Here is a 16,414-nt window from a genome sequence, read left to right as displayed (position 1 = left end):
CCGAGCAGACTGCCAGTTCGGTGGTGCGCATTCTGCGGCCCGGAGGTCTCGAACACGTCACGGACACCTCGAAGGGCTCTATGCCCAGCGATCGCCGCATGTAAATGACGGAGCTCTTCACCAAAAGTCGACGAGAAAGCGTTGACAGTCGGCCCGCCTGGCCCCATAGTCAACGCAACTGAGATTCACTTCGCACTTCAAGGTGCGTCGCCCGGCTCGAACGCAGGTACTCCGAGCCGCGGACGGTGCCCCTCGGGGCCAGCGCATCACGTGGGCCAGACGGGCCAACACGGAGTCGGCTCACACCTCAAGTGAAACCCCAATCGCAAGCCGTTCGGCAGTGTTCATATGCATGAGTCCCCGATGACGGGAAGCTCTCAGCGACTCCGTGCGCGACACGCCGCTCGCAGATCAACCGGCAGGCTCCGCAGTGCGGACGGCCGACGGAAGGAGTTCCCATGGCTTCACGGTGGGTGAAGGAGGCTGGGGTCATGCTGGCCGTTGCCTCGCTCGTCACACTCAGCGCCTGTAGCGGTTCCGGCGACTCGGGCGGTTCGGGTTCCGGCGGCAAACCGGTGACGGTGGAGTTTTGGGGGTCGGCGGTCGGCCTCGACAAGTCCGTGGCGCTGTGGAACAAGTCCCACCCTGACATCAGGGTCAAGTACAGCCAGATCCCGGCGGGCAGCATCGGCGGCTACGCCAAGATGCAGAACGCCGTGAAGGCCGGCAACGCACCCTGTCTCGGACAGGTGGGCTACGACACCCTGTCGAACTTCATCGCCACCGGCGCGTTGGAGGACATCTCCCAGTACGCCGCCTCCGGCAAGGACAAGTTCGTGCCGTGGACCTGGCAGATGTCCAGCGTCGGCGACCGGGTGTTCGGCATCCCGGTCGACACCGGGCCCACGGCGCTGTACTACCGCACCGACCTCTTCAAGAAGTACAAGATCTCACCACCGAAGACCTGGGACGACTTCGCCGCGGCCGCGCAGAAGGTCCACAGCGCCAACCCCTCTGCCTACCTCACGACCACGCCGCAGGACGCGTATGACCTGGGGGCGCTGACCTGGCAGGCGGGCGGCAAGTGGTTCGGCACCGCGAACGACCGGTGGCAGGTGACCATCGACAGCCCGCAGACAACGAAGGTGGCGCGGTACTGGCAGGGTCTGCTCGACAAGGACCTGGTCACCAGCGAGCCGATGCTGGACACGGGCTGGTTCAAGAAGGTGCAGGACGGGCAGCTGCTGTCGCTCGTCAGCGCGGTGTGGGCGGCACCGCTGATCTCCAAGAACCTGCCCGAGCTGTCCGGTGAGTGGGCCGTGGCGCCCATGCCGCAGTGGACCGCCGGGGAGAAGGCGGCCGGTAACCGCGGTGGCTCCGCGACCGTGGTGCTCAAGGGGTGTGAGCATCCCGAGGAAGCCACGGAGTTCGCCACCTGGATGAGCACCGACAAGGACAGCGTCACAAGCCTGATCAAGAACACGGGCATCTACCCGGCCGCGACAAGCGGGCAGAAGCTGCCTGCCGTGGACCAGCCGTCGGCGTACTTCGGCGGACAGAACATCTACGACGTGTTCAAGACGGCGGCCGCGAACACGAGCACGGGCTGGGTGTGGGGCCCGACGATGAGCCAGGTTCAGTCCGACATGAAGGACGGGCTCAAGAAGGCCGGAGCCGGGAAGGGCACGATCCCGGAGGCCGTGACCTCCGTCCAGGACAGCACCGTCGCGGCCATGAAGGGCCAGGGGCTGAGCGTCGGGAAGTGACGCGCGCGGGAACGACGGCGGGCGCCCGGAGGCCTCCCTGACCTGCCGGGCGCCGGCGCCGCGGCTTCACGCCCTCGGCCTCGACATGCGGGGGACCGTGCTCGCCCGTGCCACCCCCGCCCCCGCCCCCGCAAGGCGACAACCAGCCCGACCAGCACCAATGACCAGCCGGTCCCCCACTCCACGGGACCACCTCACGAGCAAGGAGCAGGCATGGCGACAAGAACGCCTGGCGACGCTCTCGCCCACCCCATCGCCGGCTCGGCAGCGAAGCGTATCCCCGGCCGTGACCACACTCGTTCCGCGCTGCTCTTCCTGGCACCGTTCGGGCTGCTGTTCACGGCGATGTTGCTCGCACCGATCGGCTACGCGGTGTACCAGAGCTTCTTCAGGACGAATCGCAGCGGCCTCGGACTGGGACCGTCGACGACTGTCTTCGCCGGATTCGACAACTACTTGACGGCTTTGCACGACAGCCGGTTCATGTCGTCGTTCCTGCGGGTGTTCACCCTCGGCATCGTGCAGGTACCGGTGATGCTGGGCCTGGCGCTCCTCCTGGCGCTGCTGCTGGACTCGCGTGGCGCCGTGTTCAAGAAGGTCTTCCGGCAGATCTACTTCCTGCCCTACGCGCTGCCGGGCGTGATCGCCGCGATCATGTGGTCGTTCCTGTACGCACCGAGCGTCAGCCCGTTCACCGCTGCCCTGCGGCACGTCGGGCTGGAAGTGAACTTCCTGTCCGACGACCTCGTGCTCGCCTCGATCGGCAACATGATGACGTGGGCCTGGACCGGCTTCAACATGCTGATCATCTACTCGGCCTTGCAGGCGATCCCCGGCGAACTCACCGAAGCCGCTGTGATGGACGGCTGTTCCGGGTGGCGGGTCGCATGGCACGTGAAGATTCCCGCGGTACGGCCGGCGCTGATCCTCACCACGGTGTTCTCCATCATCGGCACCGCCCAGCTGTTCAACGAGCCCGCGGTGCTGAGTCAGGTCGCCCCGACCGTCTCCCCGACCTACACGCCGATCCTGGCCACACAGCAGTCGGCGGACATCAACAACTACAACTACGCGGCCACCCAGTCGGTCATCCTCGCCCTGCTGACCTTCGTGCTGTCGTTCGGCTTCCTCAAGTTCACCCAGCGGAAGGGCACCTTCGCATGACGACCGTCACTCCCCCAGCAGCACGTGCCGCCGCCGGGCCTCCCGGGCGACCGCGTACGTCATCGCTGACCGGCCGGGCGGGCGTGTTCGCGGTCATGGCGCTCTTCGCCCTGTACACGCTCATCCCGGTCTGGTGGCTGCTGGTCACCGCGACGAAGAACAAGGGCTACCTGTTCACCACGAACGGGCTGTGGTTCTCCCACTTCGACCTGTGGACCAACATCCGTGAGGTCTTCCAGGAACAGGACGGCATCTTCGCCCGGTGGCTGCTGAACAGCGCCCTCTACAGCATCGGCGGCGCCGCGGTGAGCACGACACTGTCGGCCATGGCCGGGTACGCGCTGGCCAAGTACTCCTTCCGCGGTCGCGACCTGACCTTCAACGTCATCCTCGGTGCCGTCCTGATCCCGGACGTCATGTTCGCGCTGCCCCTGTACCTGATGTTCAGCCAGGTCCACCTCGTCAACACCTACTGGGCAGTGTTCCTGCCCAGCATCGTCAGCCCGTTCGGGGTCTACCTGTCGCGCATCTACGCCGGAGCGTCGGTACCGGACGAACTGATCGAAGCCGCACGACTCGACGGTGCCGGCGAGGCCCGGATCTTCTGGCGGGTCGCCATGCCGATCATGTCTCCCGCACTGGTCACCATCTTCCTGTTCCAGTTCGTCAGCATCTGGAACAACTACCTGCTGCCGCTGCTCATGATCAACAGCGATGAGCTTCAGCCGGTCACCGTCGGGCTGGCCAACTGGCGGGAAGGGGTGAACCAGGGCATCCCCTACAACGTCACCATCACCGGCGCGTTCCTCTCGGTGATTCCGCTGATCATCGCGTTTCTCGTCCTGCAGAGGTTCTGGCGCTCCGGACTGGCCGCCGGGAGCGTGAAGTAGGCCTGCTCGCCCGGCATTCCGGCCGGCCACGCGGCTGAGCGGACATCCCCCGCCGCCTCCCGCCTACGCGCGCTACAACCCGCTTTTCCTCACCCCTGGAGACCTGACCTGATGGCCCTGCATCCCAGCATCTCCGCCCGGCTCAGCCTGATCGAGGACCTCCCGTCCTGGCGCGAGGCCCTCGCCGATCCGACAGTGCAACTGCGCCTGCAGGAATACCGGACCTGGAAGGCGGCACCGGCACTGCCCTCCGTCGAAACCAGCGACGAGAGCATTCCCGGCCCGCACGGCCCGATAGCCGTCCGCGTCTACCGGCCGCCGTCAGCACCCCAACGGCCTCGCCCTGGCCTGGTCTGGGTCCACGGCGGCGGATGGGTCTTCGGCGATCTCGACATGCGCGAGGCCGACTGGACCTCCCGCGAGCTGTGCGCCAGGGCCGACGCCGTGGTCGTGAGCGTGGACTACCGGCTCGCGGTCGACGGTGTGACGTATCCGGTGCCGCACGACGACGTCGTGGCGGCCGTCCTATGGGTGCGCGAGAACGCCGCGGTGCTCGGCATCGCTCCGGCCCGGATCACGATCGGTGGCGCGAGCGCGGGTGCGAACCTCGCCGCAGGAGCCGTACTTCGCCTGCGGGACGACGACAACTGGCTGCCCACGTCACTGGTACTGGCCTACGCAGCCATGCACTCCGTCCTGCCGCCCCTCTCCCCGGCGCTGGCCGAGGGGTTGGCGCAGTTGCCGCGCATGGTCCGGATCCTGCCCGAGGACGTGGCCGAGATGACCGGCAACTACCTGGGTGGCGCCCCGGATCCGCACGGCTACGCCCTCCCCGCCAACGGCGCCCTGGACGGCCTCTGCCCCATTCTGCTGCTCGACGCCGAGTACGACGACCTGCGCGCCAGTAGCGAGGCGTTCGCGGCCGCTGTCGTGAAGTCGGGCGTACCCGTCCGGCATGTCACGGTGCCCGGCGTACTGCACGGCTTCCTGAACCTGCCCGCCACTGTGAAGCCGGTGGACCAAGCGCTCACCGTCCTGGCCGAGACGGTGGCAGCGGCTCCTGCGGGAGGACTCGATCCGGACCAAGGAGAGCGCGGATGACGACACACCCGTACTCAGTGCAGCTCCATACGCTGCGCAACGCCATCCCGACCGATCTCCCGGGGACGCTGGCGCGGGTCGCCGCGATGGGATTCGAGAACGTGGAGCTGTGGAGGTTCGAGCAGTACCGAGACGAGTACCGGGACGCGCTGGCCGAGACACGACTGCGTCCGCTCAGCGCACACGCCGACCTGGTCGACACGGACGGAGACGCTTCAGCGGTGGTCCGTGCGGCGGCCGAACTCGGCATCGGCACGCTCTTCGAACCGCGGATCCGCGCCGGGCGATGGACCACCCGCGAAGACATCGAAGCGGCCGCCGCGGATCTCAACACCGTGGCGAGGCTCGCCCGGGACGAAGGCGTCACCATCGGGTACCACAACCACGATCATGAGGTCCGTCAGGACTTCGGCGGCAGGACCGGCCTCGAAGTCTTCGCGGAGGCGCTGGACGAGGACGTCGTCCTGGAACTGGACACCTTCTGGGCCGAGGTCGGTGGCGCCTGCGCCGTGGAGTTGATCTCCCGGCTCGGGGCACGGGTCAGGTTCCTGCACGTCAAAGACGGCCCGTACACCACAACCCTTCTGGAGCAGCAGCCGCTTGGCCAGGGTGCGATGCCGGTGGCGGACATCCTGAAGGCCGCGCCGGACGCGGTCCGCGTCGTGGAACTGGACGGCTACGCGGGTGACCCGTTCGATGCCGTGCAGCAGAGTCTGCGTTACCTCACGGAGGTCGACCGATGACCTCGAAGCGGGTGGGGGTCGGCGTCATCGGCGCCGGCGTCATCAGCGGCCACTACCTCGAGAACATGACGCGGTTCCCTGATCTGAACGTGGTCGCGGTGGCGGACCTCGACCCGGAGCGCGCCCGTGCTCGCGCGCGGGAGTTCGGGGTGCGGCACATGCTCGTCCACGAGCTCCTGGCCCAGGACGACATCGAGATCGTGCTGAACCTCACCATCCCCGCCGCCCACTTCGACGTGTCAGCCCGGATCCTCGCGTGCGGCAAGCACGTCTGGAGCGAGAAACCCCTCGCCACCAGCCGCCGCGACGCACGGTTGCTGCTGGACAAGGCCGGTCGGCGAGGACTTCGCATGGCCTGCGCGCCCGACACGTTCCTCGGTGGTGCCCTGCAGACGGCACAACGAGCGGTCCTCGCGGGCCGCATCGGCGAACCGAAGAGCGCACTGGCCATCATGCAGTCCCCGGGGCCGGAGGGCAGCCACCCGAATCCCGCCTTCTATTACGACGAGGGAGCCGGCCCGCTGCTGGACATGGGGCCGTACCACGTCACGGCGCTCGTGCAGACCTTGGGTGCCGTCCGGCGCGTGAGCTCGGTTTCCTCAACCGCACGAGCTGTCAGGCGAGTTCGCGTCGGCGCGGACGCCGGGACCGAGTTCGGTGTGCGCGTACCGAGTCAGCACATGGCTCTGCTCGAGTTCGCCTCCGGCGCTCGGGCGGCCCTCGTCACGAGCTTCGATTCGGGCATCCGCCGCGACCTCCTCGAACTCCACGGCACGGAAGCCTCACTCGAGGTGCCCGACCCCAACCGCTTCGCCGGAACGGGCAGGTTCGTCCCCTTCCATGCGGAGCCGGAAGACGTACCCGCTGTCGGGTCCACGTGGGGCCGAGGAGTGGGGGTGCTGGATCTCGCCCGCTCGATACGCGACGACGTACCGGAACGCGCCTCCGGCGCTCTCGCCTGCCACGTCCTCGACGTGCTCCTCGCCACTGAGGAGGCGGCACGGGCCGGGATACCGCTGACCCTCGAATCCACCGTGGCATCACCAGCCCCGCTGGACGAGGACTGGGACCCCACGGCCGCGACCCTCTAGAACGATCGAACAAGGAAGTTCAATGATCCGCATCCCGTTCAACGACGCCTGGCGCGTCGGCCCTCTCGTGTCCGTTCACGAGGCGATCGTGGTCGCCGGTGCCGGCGAGGAGGAAGTCACCCTGCCGCATGACGCCATGCTGAGGGGAGGACGGTCCGCGGAGAACTCCGGTGGACCGCAGACGGGCTACTTCCGGGACGGAAAGTGGACCTACGAGAAGCGGTTCGACGTTCCGGAGGAATGGGCGACGAAGCGAGTCACCTTCGAGTTCGAAGGTGTTTACCGCGATGCGATGGTCTATCTCAACGGCGCTCTCGCCGGACAGTGGGCAGGCGGATACTCCCGTTTCCACGTCAGCGCGGACGCCTTCCTGAAGTACGGCCAGGCCAACACGGTCCGGGTGGACGCACAGGCACACCAGGACTCCCGCTGGTACTCGGGAGGCGGCATCCACCGTCCCGTCAGCCTCCTCGTCGGTGACCTCGTCCACGTCACTCCGACCGGCCTGCGACTCACCACGCCGGACATCGACGCCGATCTCGCCACCGTGGTGGCGGCGACCGAGATCGTCAACGAGGACGTCTCGGCCCGTGTGGTGGAGGTGCTCCTCGAGATCCAGGACACCGCGGGCGAGGTCGTGGCCTGCGACCGCTCCCGGGTCACGCTGCCGGCCGGCGACACGATCACCACCCATCAGCGGGCCTACGTCCAGCGGCCGTCACTGTGGAGCGTCGACTCGCCCCACCTCTACCAGGCGTCCGTGCGCCTCCACGACGACAGCGGCCCGATCGACGAGGCAGCCACACACTTCGGTATCCGCGCCGTCACCGCCGACCCGATCCGCGGCCTGCGGATCAACGGCGAGACCGTCAAGCTCCGCGGCGGTGCGATCCACCACGACAACGGCATCCTCGGCGCCGCCGACTTCGCCGACGCCGCCGAACGGCGGGTGCGGACGCTCAAGGCAGCCGGCTTCAACGCCGTACGCTCCGCGCACAACCCGATGAGCGTCGCCCTGCTCGACGCGTGCGACCGACTCGGCATGCTCGTCATGGACGAGCTGTTCGACGTGTGGACGGTCGCGAAGTCCGGTGACGACTACTCGCGCAGATTCCCGCAGTGGTGGGAACGCGACGTGGACTCGCTCGTGGCGAAGGACTTCAACCATCCCAGCGTGATCATGTACTCGATCGGCAACGAGATCATCGAGGCCGGAACCCCGCACGGTACGCGCCTGGGCCGCCGCATCGCCGACCGGGTACGCGCGCAGGACCCGACCCGCCTGGTCACCCACGCCCTCCAGGGCATGTACATCGCCCGCGACAAGATCCCCGCGCTGAAGGCGGAACTGGGACAGGACGCCGCCCCTGTCCGGGGGCTGAACGACTACCTGGGCCAGGTGACGCATCTGATCGACGCCCTGATGGCCTCGCCGGTCGTCGGTGAGCGGCTCGCCGAACCCGCCTCCGTTCTCGACGTCGTGGGGCTCAACTACGGCGAGAGCCGGTACGTGCCGGACAAGGAGGCCCACCCCAACCGCGTGGTCGTGGGCTCGGAGACGTTCCCGACGAAGATCGACCGGCTGTGGCGGCTCGTCACCGAGAACTCCCACGTCATCGGCGACTTCACCTGGACCGCATGGGACTTTCTCGGCGAGGTCGGAACCGGCCGGCACGTCTATCCCGAGGACCAGCAGGTGCACCGCGCCCCCTACCCGTGGCTCACCGCCGAGTGCGGGGACATCGACATCATCGGACAGCGTCACCCGATCTCGTACTACCGCGAGATCGTCTACGGGCTCACACAGACGCCCTACCTCGCCGTGCGACGCCCCCGTGAGGACGGCTACGTCATCAAGCCCAGGGCATGGACCTGGACCGATGTCTTCCCCAGCTGGACCTTCGACGTTCCCGTCGGCTCGCCGCTCCATGTCGAGGCGTACGCGGCGGCCGAGGAGGTCGAGTTCCGGCTCAACGGCAGCACCCTTGCGACCGTGCCCGTCGGAACCGAGCGGAACTTCGTCGCCGAGGCGGAGGTGCCCTACGAGCCCGGTGTCCTGGAGGTCGTGGCGTACCGCCACGGTGCGGAGGTGGGGCGCTCGGCGCTGCGCACCGCCGACGAGCCCACGCACCTGAGCCTGGAGTCGGACCGCACGGAACTCGGCGCCGATTCCCAGCGGTTGGCCCACATCGGCATCACCCTGGTCGACGGCAACGGTGTGCTCAACCCGAACCGGGACACAAAGATCACGATCCAGGTCGACGGTCCCGGTGTCCTCCAGGGATTCGGTACAGGGGCGCCGTCCACCGAGGAGAGCTTCCTCGACGATTGCGCCACTTCGTTCAAGGGACGTGCCCTGGCGATCATCCGTGCCACCGGGGAAACGGGCCGGATCACCGTCACAGCCCGGGCGCACGGACTCCCGGACGCCTCCATCGAGATCGACGTCGTCCAGGCAGCCATTCACCACGTGACAGGGGAAGGACAGAAATGACCTACGCGCCGACATCGGCCGGCTCACCCAACATCGAGGTCGGCCCGAAGTGGCAGCGGCCTGAAGGGGAGTTGCTCGCGCAGTTCGAGCGGCACTCGGTCGCCAACATCGGTGACGCACTCGGGCGCCTCGGTATGCCCGACGGTGGTATCACACCCCTCTGGGACGGCTGCCGTGCCGTGGGCAGCGCCCTGACGGTCCTCACCGTCGCCGGTGACGATCTGGCCGTGATCGACGCCGTCGCGCACATCGAACCCGGTGACCTGCTCGTGATCAACGGATTCGGCTACGCGGGCCGGGCGGTGATGGGCGACATCCTCGCCCAGTACTTCTCCTCGCGGGGTGCCGTAGGAGCGATCGTCGACGGAGCGGTCAGGGACCGCGACGAGATCCGGCAGCAGGGATTCCCCGTGTGGTCGCGTTCGGTCACGCCCGCGGGGCCGTGGAAGAACGGCCCGGGCGCCTTCGGGACACCCGTCGCCATCGGCGGTGTCGTCATCAACCCCGGTGACATCGTCGTGGCGGACTCCGACGGCATCGTCGCAGTGCCCCTGAAGAAGGCGCATGACATCGCCACCGAGCTTGCGCAGATCGCGGAATCCGAGCAGGGCATGCGCGCGCAGGCCAGGCAAGCACCCACGGAATGAGCCGCGTACATGAAAGGGACACACATGCGCAGGGATCAGCGGTTGAACAACGCCAAGCTGATCCAGGCCGCCGCGGAGCTCTTCGAGCGTCGCGAGCAGCCGATCAGCCTCGCCGACATCGCTCGGCAGGCGGATGTGTCGGTCGCGACGGCCTACCGGCACTTCGAGTCCGCGGACGACGCTCTCAGCGCCTACCGACGGGACATCGGGAGCAAGTTCCGCGATTACAGTCTCGAGCAGCCGAGCAACGGTCTGGCCCTGCTCGAGAGTGTCTGCGGTTTCTGGGTGGATCTCATCCTCGCCGAAGGCGCAGCGCTGGTGCACCGGCGGTCGTCAGAGGGATTCCTCGCGCGGTACAAGGACGACGAGCCGTACCTGGAAGGCCAGGCGGAGGCCCTCACCCGTCCCCTCCGCGAACTCGTGGCGATCCTCGGCGTCAGCGAGCTCGCCGGTGTCGAGGACGAGGCCGCCTTCCTGTGGAACGTCCTCTTCGACCCCCGGGAGATCTTCGATCTCCGTGACACGCTCGCGCTGGCGCCCTCGCAGATCACTCACCGACTGGTATCGGCGTTCCGCGGCGCACTGCTCGGCTGGGCGACCGCGCGGCTGACCGACCCAGCGTCACGGTGAGGGCGCCTCCGTCACCGACACCGGCCCCATCCGAGACGGCCGAGGAACTCGACGTTTGACGGCCATCAGGGCGTCAGCGGTCCCGAACTGTTGTCAGGAAAAGGACGATGACTGCATTCATCACCGAGGCGGAGCAGCCGCGCGGCCGACGCTTCCGCCTGGAAGATCGCTACCTGCGTGAAGAAGGCGTCCTGCATCTCTCCGGGATCCAGGCTCTCGTCCGCGTTCTCCTGGATCGGTCCAGGCATGACCGCCTGAACGGACTGCGTACCGCCACGTTCGTATCCGGGTACGAGGGATCACCACTGGCCGGGTACGACATCGAGTTGGCACGGCGCGGGGCGTTGCTGCGCGAGCACGACATCGTCCACAGACCAGGGGTCAACGAGGAACTCGCCGCGACCGCCGCCATGGGCAGCCAGTTGGCCGGCCAGACCGGAACCTCACGGTGGGAGGGCGTCGTGGGTATCTGGTACGGCAAGTCCCCCGGCCTCGACCGCGCCTCGGACGCCCTGCGCCACGCGAACCTGGTGGGCACAGGCCCCTCAGGCGGCGCGGTCGCTCTGGTCGGCGACGATCCGGGAGCCAAGTCGTCCAGTGTGCCGTGCGCCAGCGAGGCGACGCTCGCGGACCTGGCGATCCCCACGCTGTACCCGGCCGACGCGCAGGACGTCCTCGACTTCGGGCTGCACGCGCAGTTCCTCTCCCGGTACAGCGGCCTGTGGTCGGGCCTGAAGATCACCACCGCGGTCGCGGACTCGGCGTCCACAGCCGTCGTGGCGCGCGACCGGATCTCGGTCGCGGAGGGCGACTCGGGCCGCGGCCCGCACAAGCCGAGCTCGATGCTCCTGGGCGCCCCTCTCATGGCGCTCGAGCGCAGCCTGCACGAGGTCCGGCTCCCCCGCGCCGTGGAGTACGCCCGCCTCAACGGCCTCAACCGGGTGGTCCAGCGCGGACCGTCCGACAGGATCGGCATCCTGACGTCCGGAAAGACCTACCTCGACGTCCGCGAGGCCCTCCGCATCATCGGTCTGACCGACGAGGACCTCGCACGGCACGGCATCAGGATCCTCAAGCTCGGCATGGTCTTCCCCCTCGAACGTGACGCCGTCATCGAGTTCGCGGACGGCCTGGACGAGGTGGTGGTCGTCGAGGAGAAGCGGCCGTTCCTCGAAGCCGCCGTCAAAGAGACCCTTTACGGCCGCTCCGATGCTCCGTTCGTCCGCGGCAAGCAGGACAAGGACGGGCGGGCGCTGTTCAGCCGCTCGGGGGAGCTCGACGCCGACATCATCGCCGCCGGACTGTCCAGGGTGCTCGCTCCGCTCGGCATCGAAGCCGCCCGCGCATGGCGTCGGCGGCCCAGGTCCCGTACGGCGTCGGCACTGCCGCTCCTGACCCGCAGCCCGTACTACTGCTCGGGATGCCCGCACAACACCTCGACCACCGCCGGCGGGGACTCCCTGGTCGGCGCGGGGATCGGCTGCCACTCCATGGTCGTGTTCATGGATCCCGAACAGGTCGGGTCGGTCGTCGGCATGACCCAGATGGGCGGGGAAGGGGCTCAGTGGATCGGGATGGAGCCGTTCGTCGACGCCGACCACTTCGTGCAGAACATCGGGGACGGCACTTTCATGCACTCGGGCAGCCTGGCCGTCCGGGCGGCGATCGCCGCGGGGGTGAACGTCACGTTCAAGCTGCTCTACAACGGGACGGTCGCCATGACCGGCGGCCAGGACGCCGTCGGCGCCCTGCCGGTCGACCGGCTCGCCGCCACGCTTCTCGACGAAGGTGTCGCCAAGGTGATCATCACGACCGAGGACAGGGCACGCATCCCGCGGGCGCGGCTTCCCAAGTCGGTGAAGGTTCTCGGCCGGGCTGCGATCGAGGACGCGATGGCGGAGCTCAAGGACACCGCCGGTGTCACGGTCCTCATCCACGACCAGGAATGCGCCGCCGAGAAGAGGCGTGCCCGCCGACGCGGCAAGGTCCAGGTACCGAGGACGCGAGTCTGGATCAACGAGCGCATCTGCGAGGGCTGCGGTGACTGCGGCCGCAAGTCGAACTGTCTGTCGGTTCACCCGGTCTCGACGGAGTTCGGCCGCAAGACCAGGATCGACCAGTCCTCGTGCAACCTGGACTACTCGTGCCTCGACGGCGACTGCCCTGCGTTCATGACCATCACGTCCACCGGCAAGCCGAAGCACGCGGACCTTCCCGTTCTCGAGGCCACCGACGTGGCCGAGCCGGCTCGCATGGCCGGTGCCGACTCCTTCGGCATGCGGATCACCGGGATCGGGGGAACGGGCATCGTCACCATCTCCCAGGTGCTGGCGACCGCGGCCGTCATCGACGGCCGACACGCGCGCAGCCTCGACCAGACCGGTCTCGCCCAGAAGGGCGGCGCCGTCGTCTCCGACATCAAGATCACAGAAGGGGTCGTGGAACAGGGGGCCAGGATCGGTGAGGGGCAGTGCGACCTCTACCTCGCATGCGACCCGCTCGTCGCGACCGACCCGAAGCACCTGTCCGCCGCTTCCCCGGGCCGCACCGTCGCCGTCATGACCACCACCGAGATACCCACCGGGCACATGGTGGTCGACACGGCGGTCAGCTTCCCGGCTCCCGACGCCGTGCGCCGTGCCGTCGACCACGCGACACGCCAGATCGTCGCCCTGGACTCCGGCGCACTGGCTACGCGGCTCTTCGACGACGAGCAGTACGCCAACATGCTGCTGGTGGGGGCCGCGTACCAGACGGGGCTGCTACCGATGCCGGCTTCGGCCATCGAAGAGGCCATCGCCCTGAACGGAGTCGCCGTCGACCGCAATGTGCAGGCCTTCCGGCGAGGGCGACAGGCGGTCGCCGATCCGGAGGTGCTGCGTGCCGTGCTGGCCGGCTCGCCGTTCCCGGAGGCACCGCAGCTCCCCACTGGAACCACCGAGCTCGTGGCCTCGGTCACCGATGACGAGGAGTCGGAGCTGCATCGTCTCCTCACCGTGCGCGTGGGCGACCTCATCGACTACCAGGACAGGCGCTACGCCCGCACCTACGTCGACTTCGTCAAGGCGGTGGCGCTCGCGGAACGCGCTGCCGTCGGTGCTTCCACCGAGTTGACCGAGGCCGTCGCCCGTCATCTCCACAAGCTCATGGCGTACAAGGACGAGTACGAGGTGGCACGGCTCGCCCTCGATCCGGTCGTGGACGACCACATCACCGCAACGTTCGGAAGCACGAGCCGACGCTACTTCCGGCTGCATCCGCCTGTTCTGCGAGCCGCGGGTATGAAGAGGAAAGTCGCTCTGGGGAGCTGGTTCCGTCCGGTTCTCAGCCTGCTGCGTGCGCTGCGGCGCGTTCGGGGGACCCGCCTCGACGTGTTCGGACTTCAGCACATGCGACGGATCGAGCGGGAGCTCGTCGACGAGTACCGTGAGTCGATCAACGCCGCGCTCGGGCTCTTGAACGAGGCGAACCTGGCCGAGGTCCACCGGCTCGCGGAGCTGCCGGACGCCGTTCGCGGATACGAAGGCGTCAAGCTCGCGACCGTCGAGCGCTACCGGGCCGACAAGGCCCGCATACTCCGTGAGCTGCAGGAGAGCGCGGACCCTGAGTCGACGGGAGCCGGACAGGGTCGTTGAACCCGGTGGCGTAGCGGGTGCGGGGCCAGGCATGCCTCCGACGCCGCTCGACCTGACGGTCGAGAATCGACACCGGCCGCGCTTCGCCTCGGGCCACGCCTCGGGCGAACCGCACCCGTCAGACCAGCGGACGTATGTGGGGTGCGGCGGCAGGCCGCGTGACCGGAAAGCCGCGGGGAGGTCCCAGGACCGCTGCTTGGGAGTCCCCGCGGCTTGGACGCCGTCGGCATCGGCTCAGAGCAGCCGGTCCTTCGCCTTGTAGTAGGCACCGCCGAACGGCAGGAACCAGGGCGTGCCGTTGTAGAACGGGACGGGCACCTTCGGGAAGCCGAAGCCGCGCAGCGGGTTGGCCTCCGGCTTGCCGTCCATCATCTCGGCGATGGCGCGGCCCATGTACGTGGCCATCTGGACGCCGTGGCCGCAGTAACCCATGGAGTAGTACAGGCCGTTGACGTCACCCGCGTGCGGGATACGGTCCCAGGAGAAGCCGACCATGCCGCCCCAGACGTAGTCGATCCGCGTCCCGGCCAGCTGCGGGAAGATCTCCGTCATCTCCCGCTTGAGGATGTCGCCGCTCTTGATGTCGGAGGCCGGATTGGAGGGGGCGAAGCGGGCCCGGCCGCCGAAGGCGAGGCGGTTGTCGGGGGTGAGGCGGACGTAGTGGCCGACGTTCTTGTGTGCGACCAGCAGGCGGCCGTTGGGGATGAGCTCCTTGGCGCGCTGCTCCCCCAGCGGCTCGGTGACGATGATGAAGCTGCCGACGTTGATCAGCCGCTTGCGGAACCACGGCATCGACTTGTCGGTGTAGGCGTCCGTCGCCGCCATGACCTGCTTGGCACGGATGGTGCCGTTCATGGTCTCCACCAGGAAGCCACCGCCGGGGAGGCGGGTGAGGCCGGTGGCGGCGTTGCGCTCGTGGATCTCGGCGCCGGCCCGCTCGGCGGCGTCTGCCAGGCCGCCGACGAACTTGCCCACGTGCAGGCCCGCGCTGAGCGGGTCGAGCAGGGCGCCGTGGTAGTAGTCCGTGCCGAGCTCGGCCCGCAGTTCGCTCTTGCTCAGGACGATCGTCTCGTGGCCGAAGTTCTCGGCCAGGTCGCGCTGCTTGGCCCGCAGGCCGTCGAAGTGCCCGGGCTTGCAGACCGCGCCGAGGCGCCCGGAGCGGTTGAAGTCGCAGTCGATGTTCTCGGTGCGGGTGAGCTCCTCGACGACGTCGACCGCCTCGCGGAAGGAGTCGTACAGCTCACGGGCCCGCTCCTGCCCGAAACGCTTGCGCGCCTCGGCGGGGCTGATGGTGATGCCCTGGGTGCACATGCTGCCGTTGCGCCCGGAGGCGCCCGAGCCCACCTTGTCCTTCTCGACCAGGACGACCCGGGCGCCCTTACGGGCGGCGTGATAGGCGGTGGACAGGCCGGTGAGACCGCCGCCGATCACCACCACGTCCGCCGCGTCGGGCAGGTCCTTTCCGGAACGGTCGGGGAAGGCGGGGGCTGTGTCCAGCCAGTAGGGGATCTGCTTCATGGCGTGCGTCCTCTGTGTCTCGGTCTGTTTCGCCGGTGCGCCGTCGGTCAGCAGCCGAGCAGCTTCGGCAGGCCCGACAGGTCGGGCAGCTCGTCGTAGGGCTGGTAGTCGGCGCTGCCGGGGCGGCCGTAGCGGTTGATCCACACGCGGCGCTTCAGGCCGAGGTCGCGGGTCGGGATGTGGTCGTACTCCCAGCCCTGGGCGGTGTGGATGACCTGGGACGGCTCGACGCCCATGGTCCGGAAGGCGTGCCTGAAGGTCTGGCGGTCCGGCTTGTAGGCGCCCGCCTGCTGGGCGGTGATGACGTAGTCGAACTCGACGCCGATGTTCTCGACGTTCCGCGCGATCAGGTTGTCGTCGGTGTTGGAGATGATGGCGATCTCGTACCTGGTCTTCAGGGCGCGCAGTGCGTCCGGGACCTCCGGGAAGGGACCGAAGGTGGGGACCGCGTCCACCAGGGCCTCGCCGTCGGAGTCGCGGTACTCCAGGCCGTGCAGGCGCATGGCGTTGCGCAGGCTGGAGGGCAGGGCCTCGTGGTAGGGGCGGTAGGCCTCCAGGACGGCTTGGAAGCGCATGACGCGGAAGTCGTCGAGGAACTCGTCGACGTCCAGGTTGTCCAGGTCCAGCCGGCCGGAGTCGGCAAGGATCTTCAGGGTGGTGGGGCCGAGCTGGAAGTCGACCAGGGTTCCATAGGCGTCGAAGGTGACGATCTCTCGCATGGTGTTCAGCCTCAGT

Annotated in this window: 12 protein-coding genes; 10 read left to right on the top strand and 2 right to left on the bottom strand. The window is 68.2% G+C overall.

What is annotated here, in order from left to right; translation table 11 throughout:
• The first annotated feature begins 491 nt into the window (after positions 1-491).
• The 10 genes from AQJ84_RS06630 (at position 492) to AQJ84_RS06585 (ending at position 14,161) form a co-directional block, all read left to right on the top strand.
• Entirely contained in the window at positions 492-1,766 is a 1,275-nt protein-coding gene (locus tag AQJ84_RS06630) for an ABC transporter substrate-binding protein (RefSeq protein WP_030037774.1), read from the top strand.
• A gap of 213 nt (positions 1,767-1,979) precedes the next feature.
• The gene (locus tag AQJ84_RS06625) at positions 1,980-2,930 is read left to right on the top strand and encodes a carbohydrate ABC transporter permease (protein ID WP_051869446.1); all 951 of its coding nucleotides are present in this window, start codon (positions 1,980-1,982) and stop codon (positions 2,928-2,930) included.
• On the top strand, positions 2,927-3,820 hold the full coding sequence (locus AQJ84_RS06620; protein WP_030037776.1) for a carbohydrate ABC transporter permease: 894 nt from the start codon (positions 2,927-2,929) through the stop codon (positions 3,818-3,820). Before AQJ84_RS06625 ends, AQJ84_RS06620 begins: the two co-directional genes overlap by 4 nt.
• Before the next feature lie 111 nt (positions 3,821-3,931).
• Positions 3,932-4,921: an alpha/beta hydrolase gene (locus AQJ84_RS06615; protein WP_051869448.1), complete on the top strand. Its 990-nt coding sequence runs from the start codon at positions 3,932-3,934 to the stop codon at positions 4,919-4,921.
• Complete coding sequence (locus AQJ84_RS06610) at positions 4,918-5,664, top strand: sugar phosphate isomerase/epimerase family protein (protein ID WP_030037778.1); 747 nt, start codon at positions 4,918-4,920, stop codon at positions 5,662-5,664. The genes AQJ84_RS06615 and AQJ84_RS06610 overlap by 4 nt, the downstream gene beginning before the upstream one ends.
• The gene (locus tag AQJ84_RS06605) at positions 5,661-6,755 is read left to right on the top strand and encodes a Gfo/Idh/MocA family protein (RefSeq protein WP_030037779.1); all 1,095 of its coding nucleotides are present in this window, start codon (positions 5,661-5,663) and stop codon (positions 6,753-6,755) included. Before AQJ84_RS06610 ends, AQJ84_RS06605 begins: the two co-directional genes overlap by 4 nt.
• A 22-nt stretch (positions 6,756-6,777) precedes the next feature.
• Complete coding sequence (locus AQJ84_RS06600) at positions 6,778-9,249, top strand: glycoside hydrolase family 2 TIM barrel-domain containing protein (protein ID WP_063785371.1); 2,472 nt, start codon at positions 6,778-6,780, stop codon at positions 9,247-9,249.
• Entirely contained in the window at positions 9,246-9,896 is a 651-nt protein-coding gene (locus tag AQJ84_RS06595) for an RraA family protein (RefSeq protein ID WP_051869457.1), read from the top strand. Before AQJ84_RS06600 ends, AQJ84_RS06595 begins: the two co-directional genes overlap by 4 nt.
• A gap of 24 nt (positions 9,897-9,920) precedes the next feature.
• Entirely contained in the window at positions 9,921-10,526 is a 606-nt protein-coding gene (locus AQJ84_RS06590) for a TetR/AcrR family transcriptional regulator (protein WP_037801866.1), read from the top strand.
• Positions 10,527-10,633: 107 nt separating this feature from the next.
• Positions 10,634-14,161 (top strand): indolepyruvate ferredoxin oxidoreductase family protein, encoded by a 3,528-nt coding sequence (locus AQJ84_RS06585; protein ID WP_053191582.1) that lies wholly within the window; start codon positions 10,634-10,636, stop codon positions 14,159-14,161.
• A gap of 234 nt (positions 14,162-14,395) precedes the next feature.
• On the opposite strand, the gene AQJ84_RS06580 is transcribed toward AQJ84_RS06585, so the two are convergent.
• Both AQJ84_RS06580 and AQJ84_RS06575 read right to left on the bottom strand, forming a co-directional pair.
• Positions 14,396-15,679, bottom strand: a complete 1,284-nt coding sequence (locus AQJ84_RS06580) for an NAD(P)/FAD-dependent oxidoreductase (RefSeq protein WP_030037783.1) — start codon at positions 15,677-15,679, stop codon at positions 14,396-14,398.
• A gap of 47 nt (positions 15,680-15,726) precedes the next feature.
• Positions 15,727-16,398, bottom strand: a complete 672-nt coding sequence (locus AQJ84_RS06575; RefSeq protein WP_030037784.1) for a haloacid dehalogenase type II — start codon at positions 16,396-16,398, stop codon at positions 15,727-15,729.
• Positions 16,399-16,414: the final 16 nt, after the last annotated feature.

The sequence above is a fragment of the Streptomyces resistomycificus genome (genome assembly GCF_001514265.1).
Classification (GTDB): Bacteria; Actinomycetota; Actinomycetes; order Streptomycetales; family Streptomycetaceae; genus Streptomyces; species Streptomyces resistomycificus.
The sequence above is the reverse complement of the archived record's forward strand: the minus strand, read 5'-3'. Positions and strand labels throughout refer to the sequence as shown.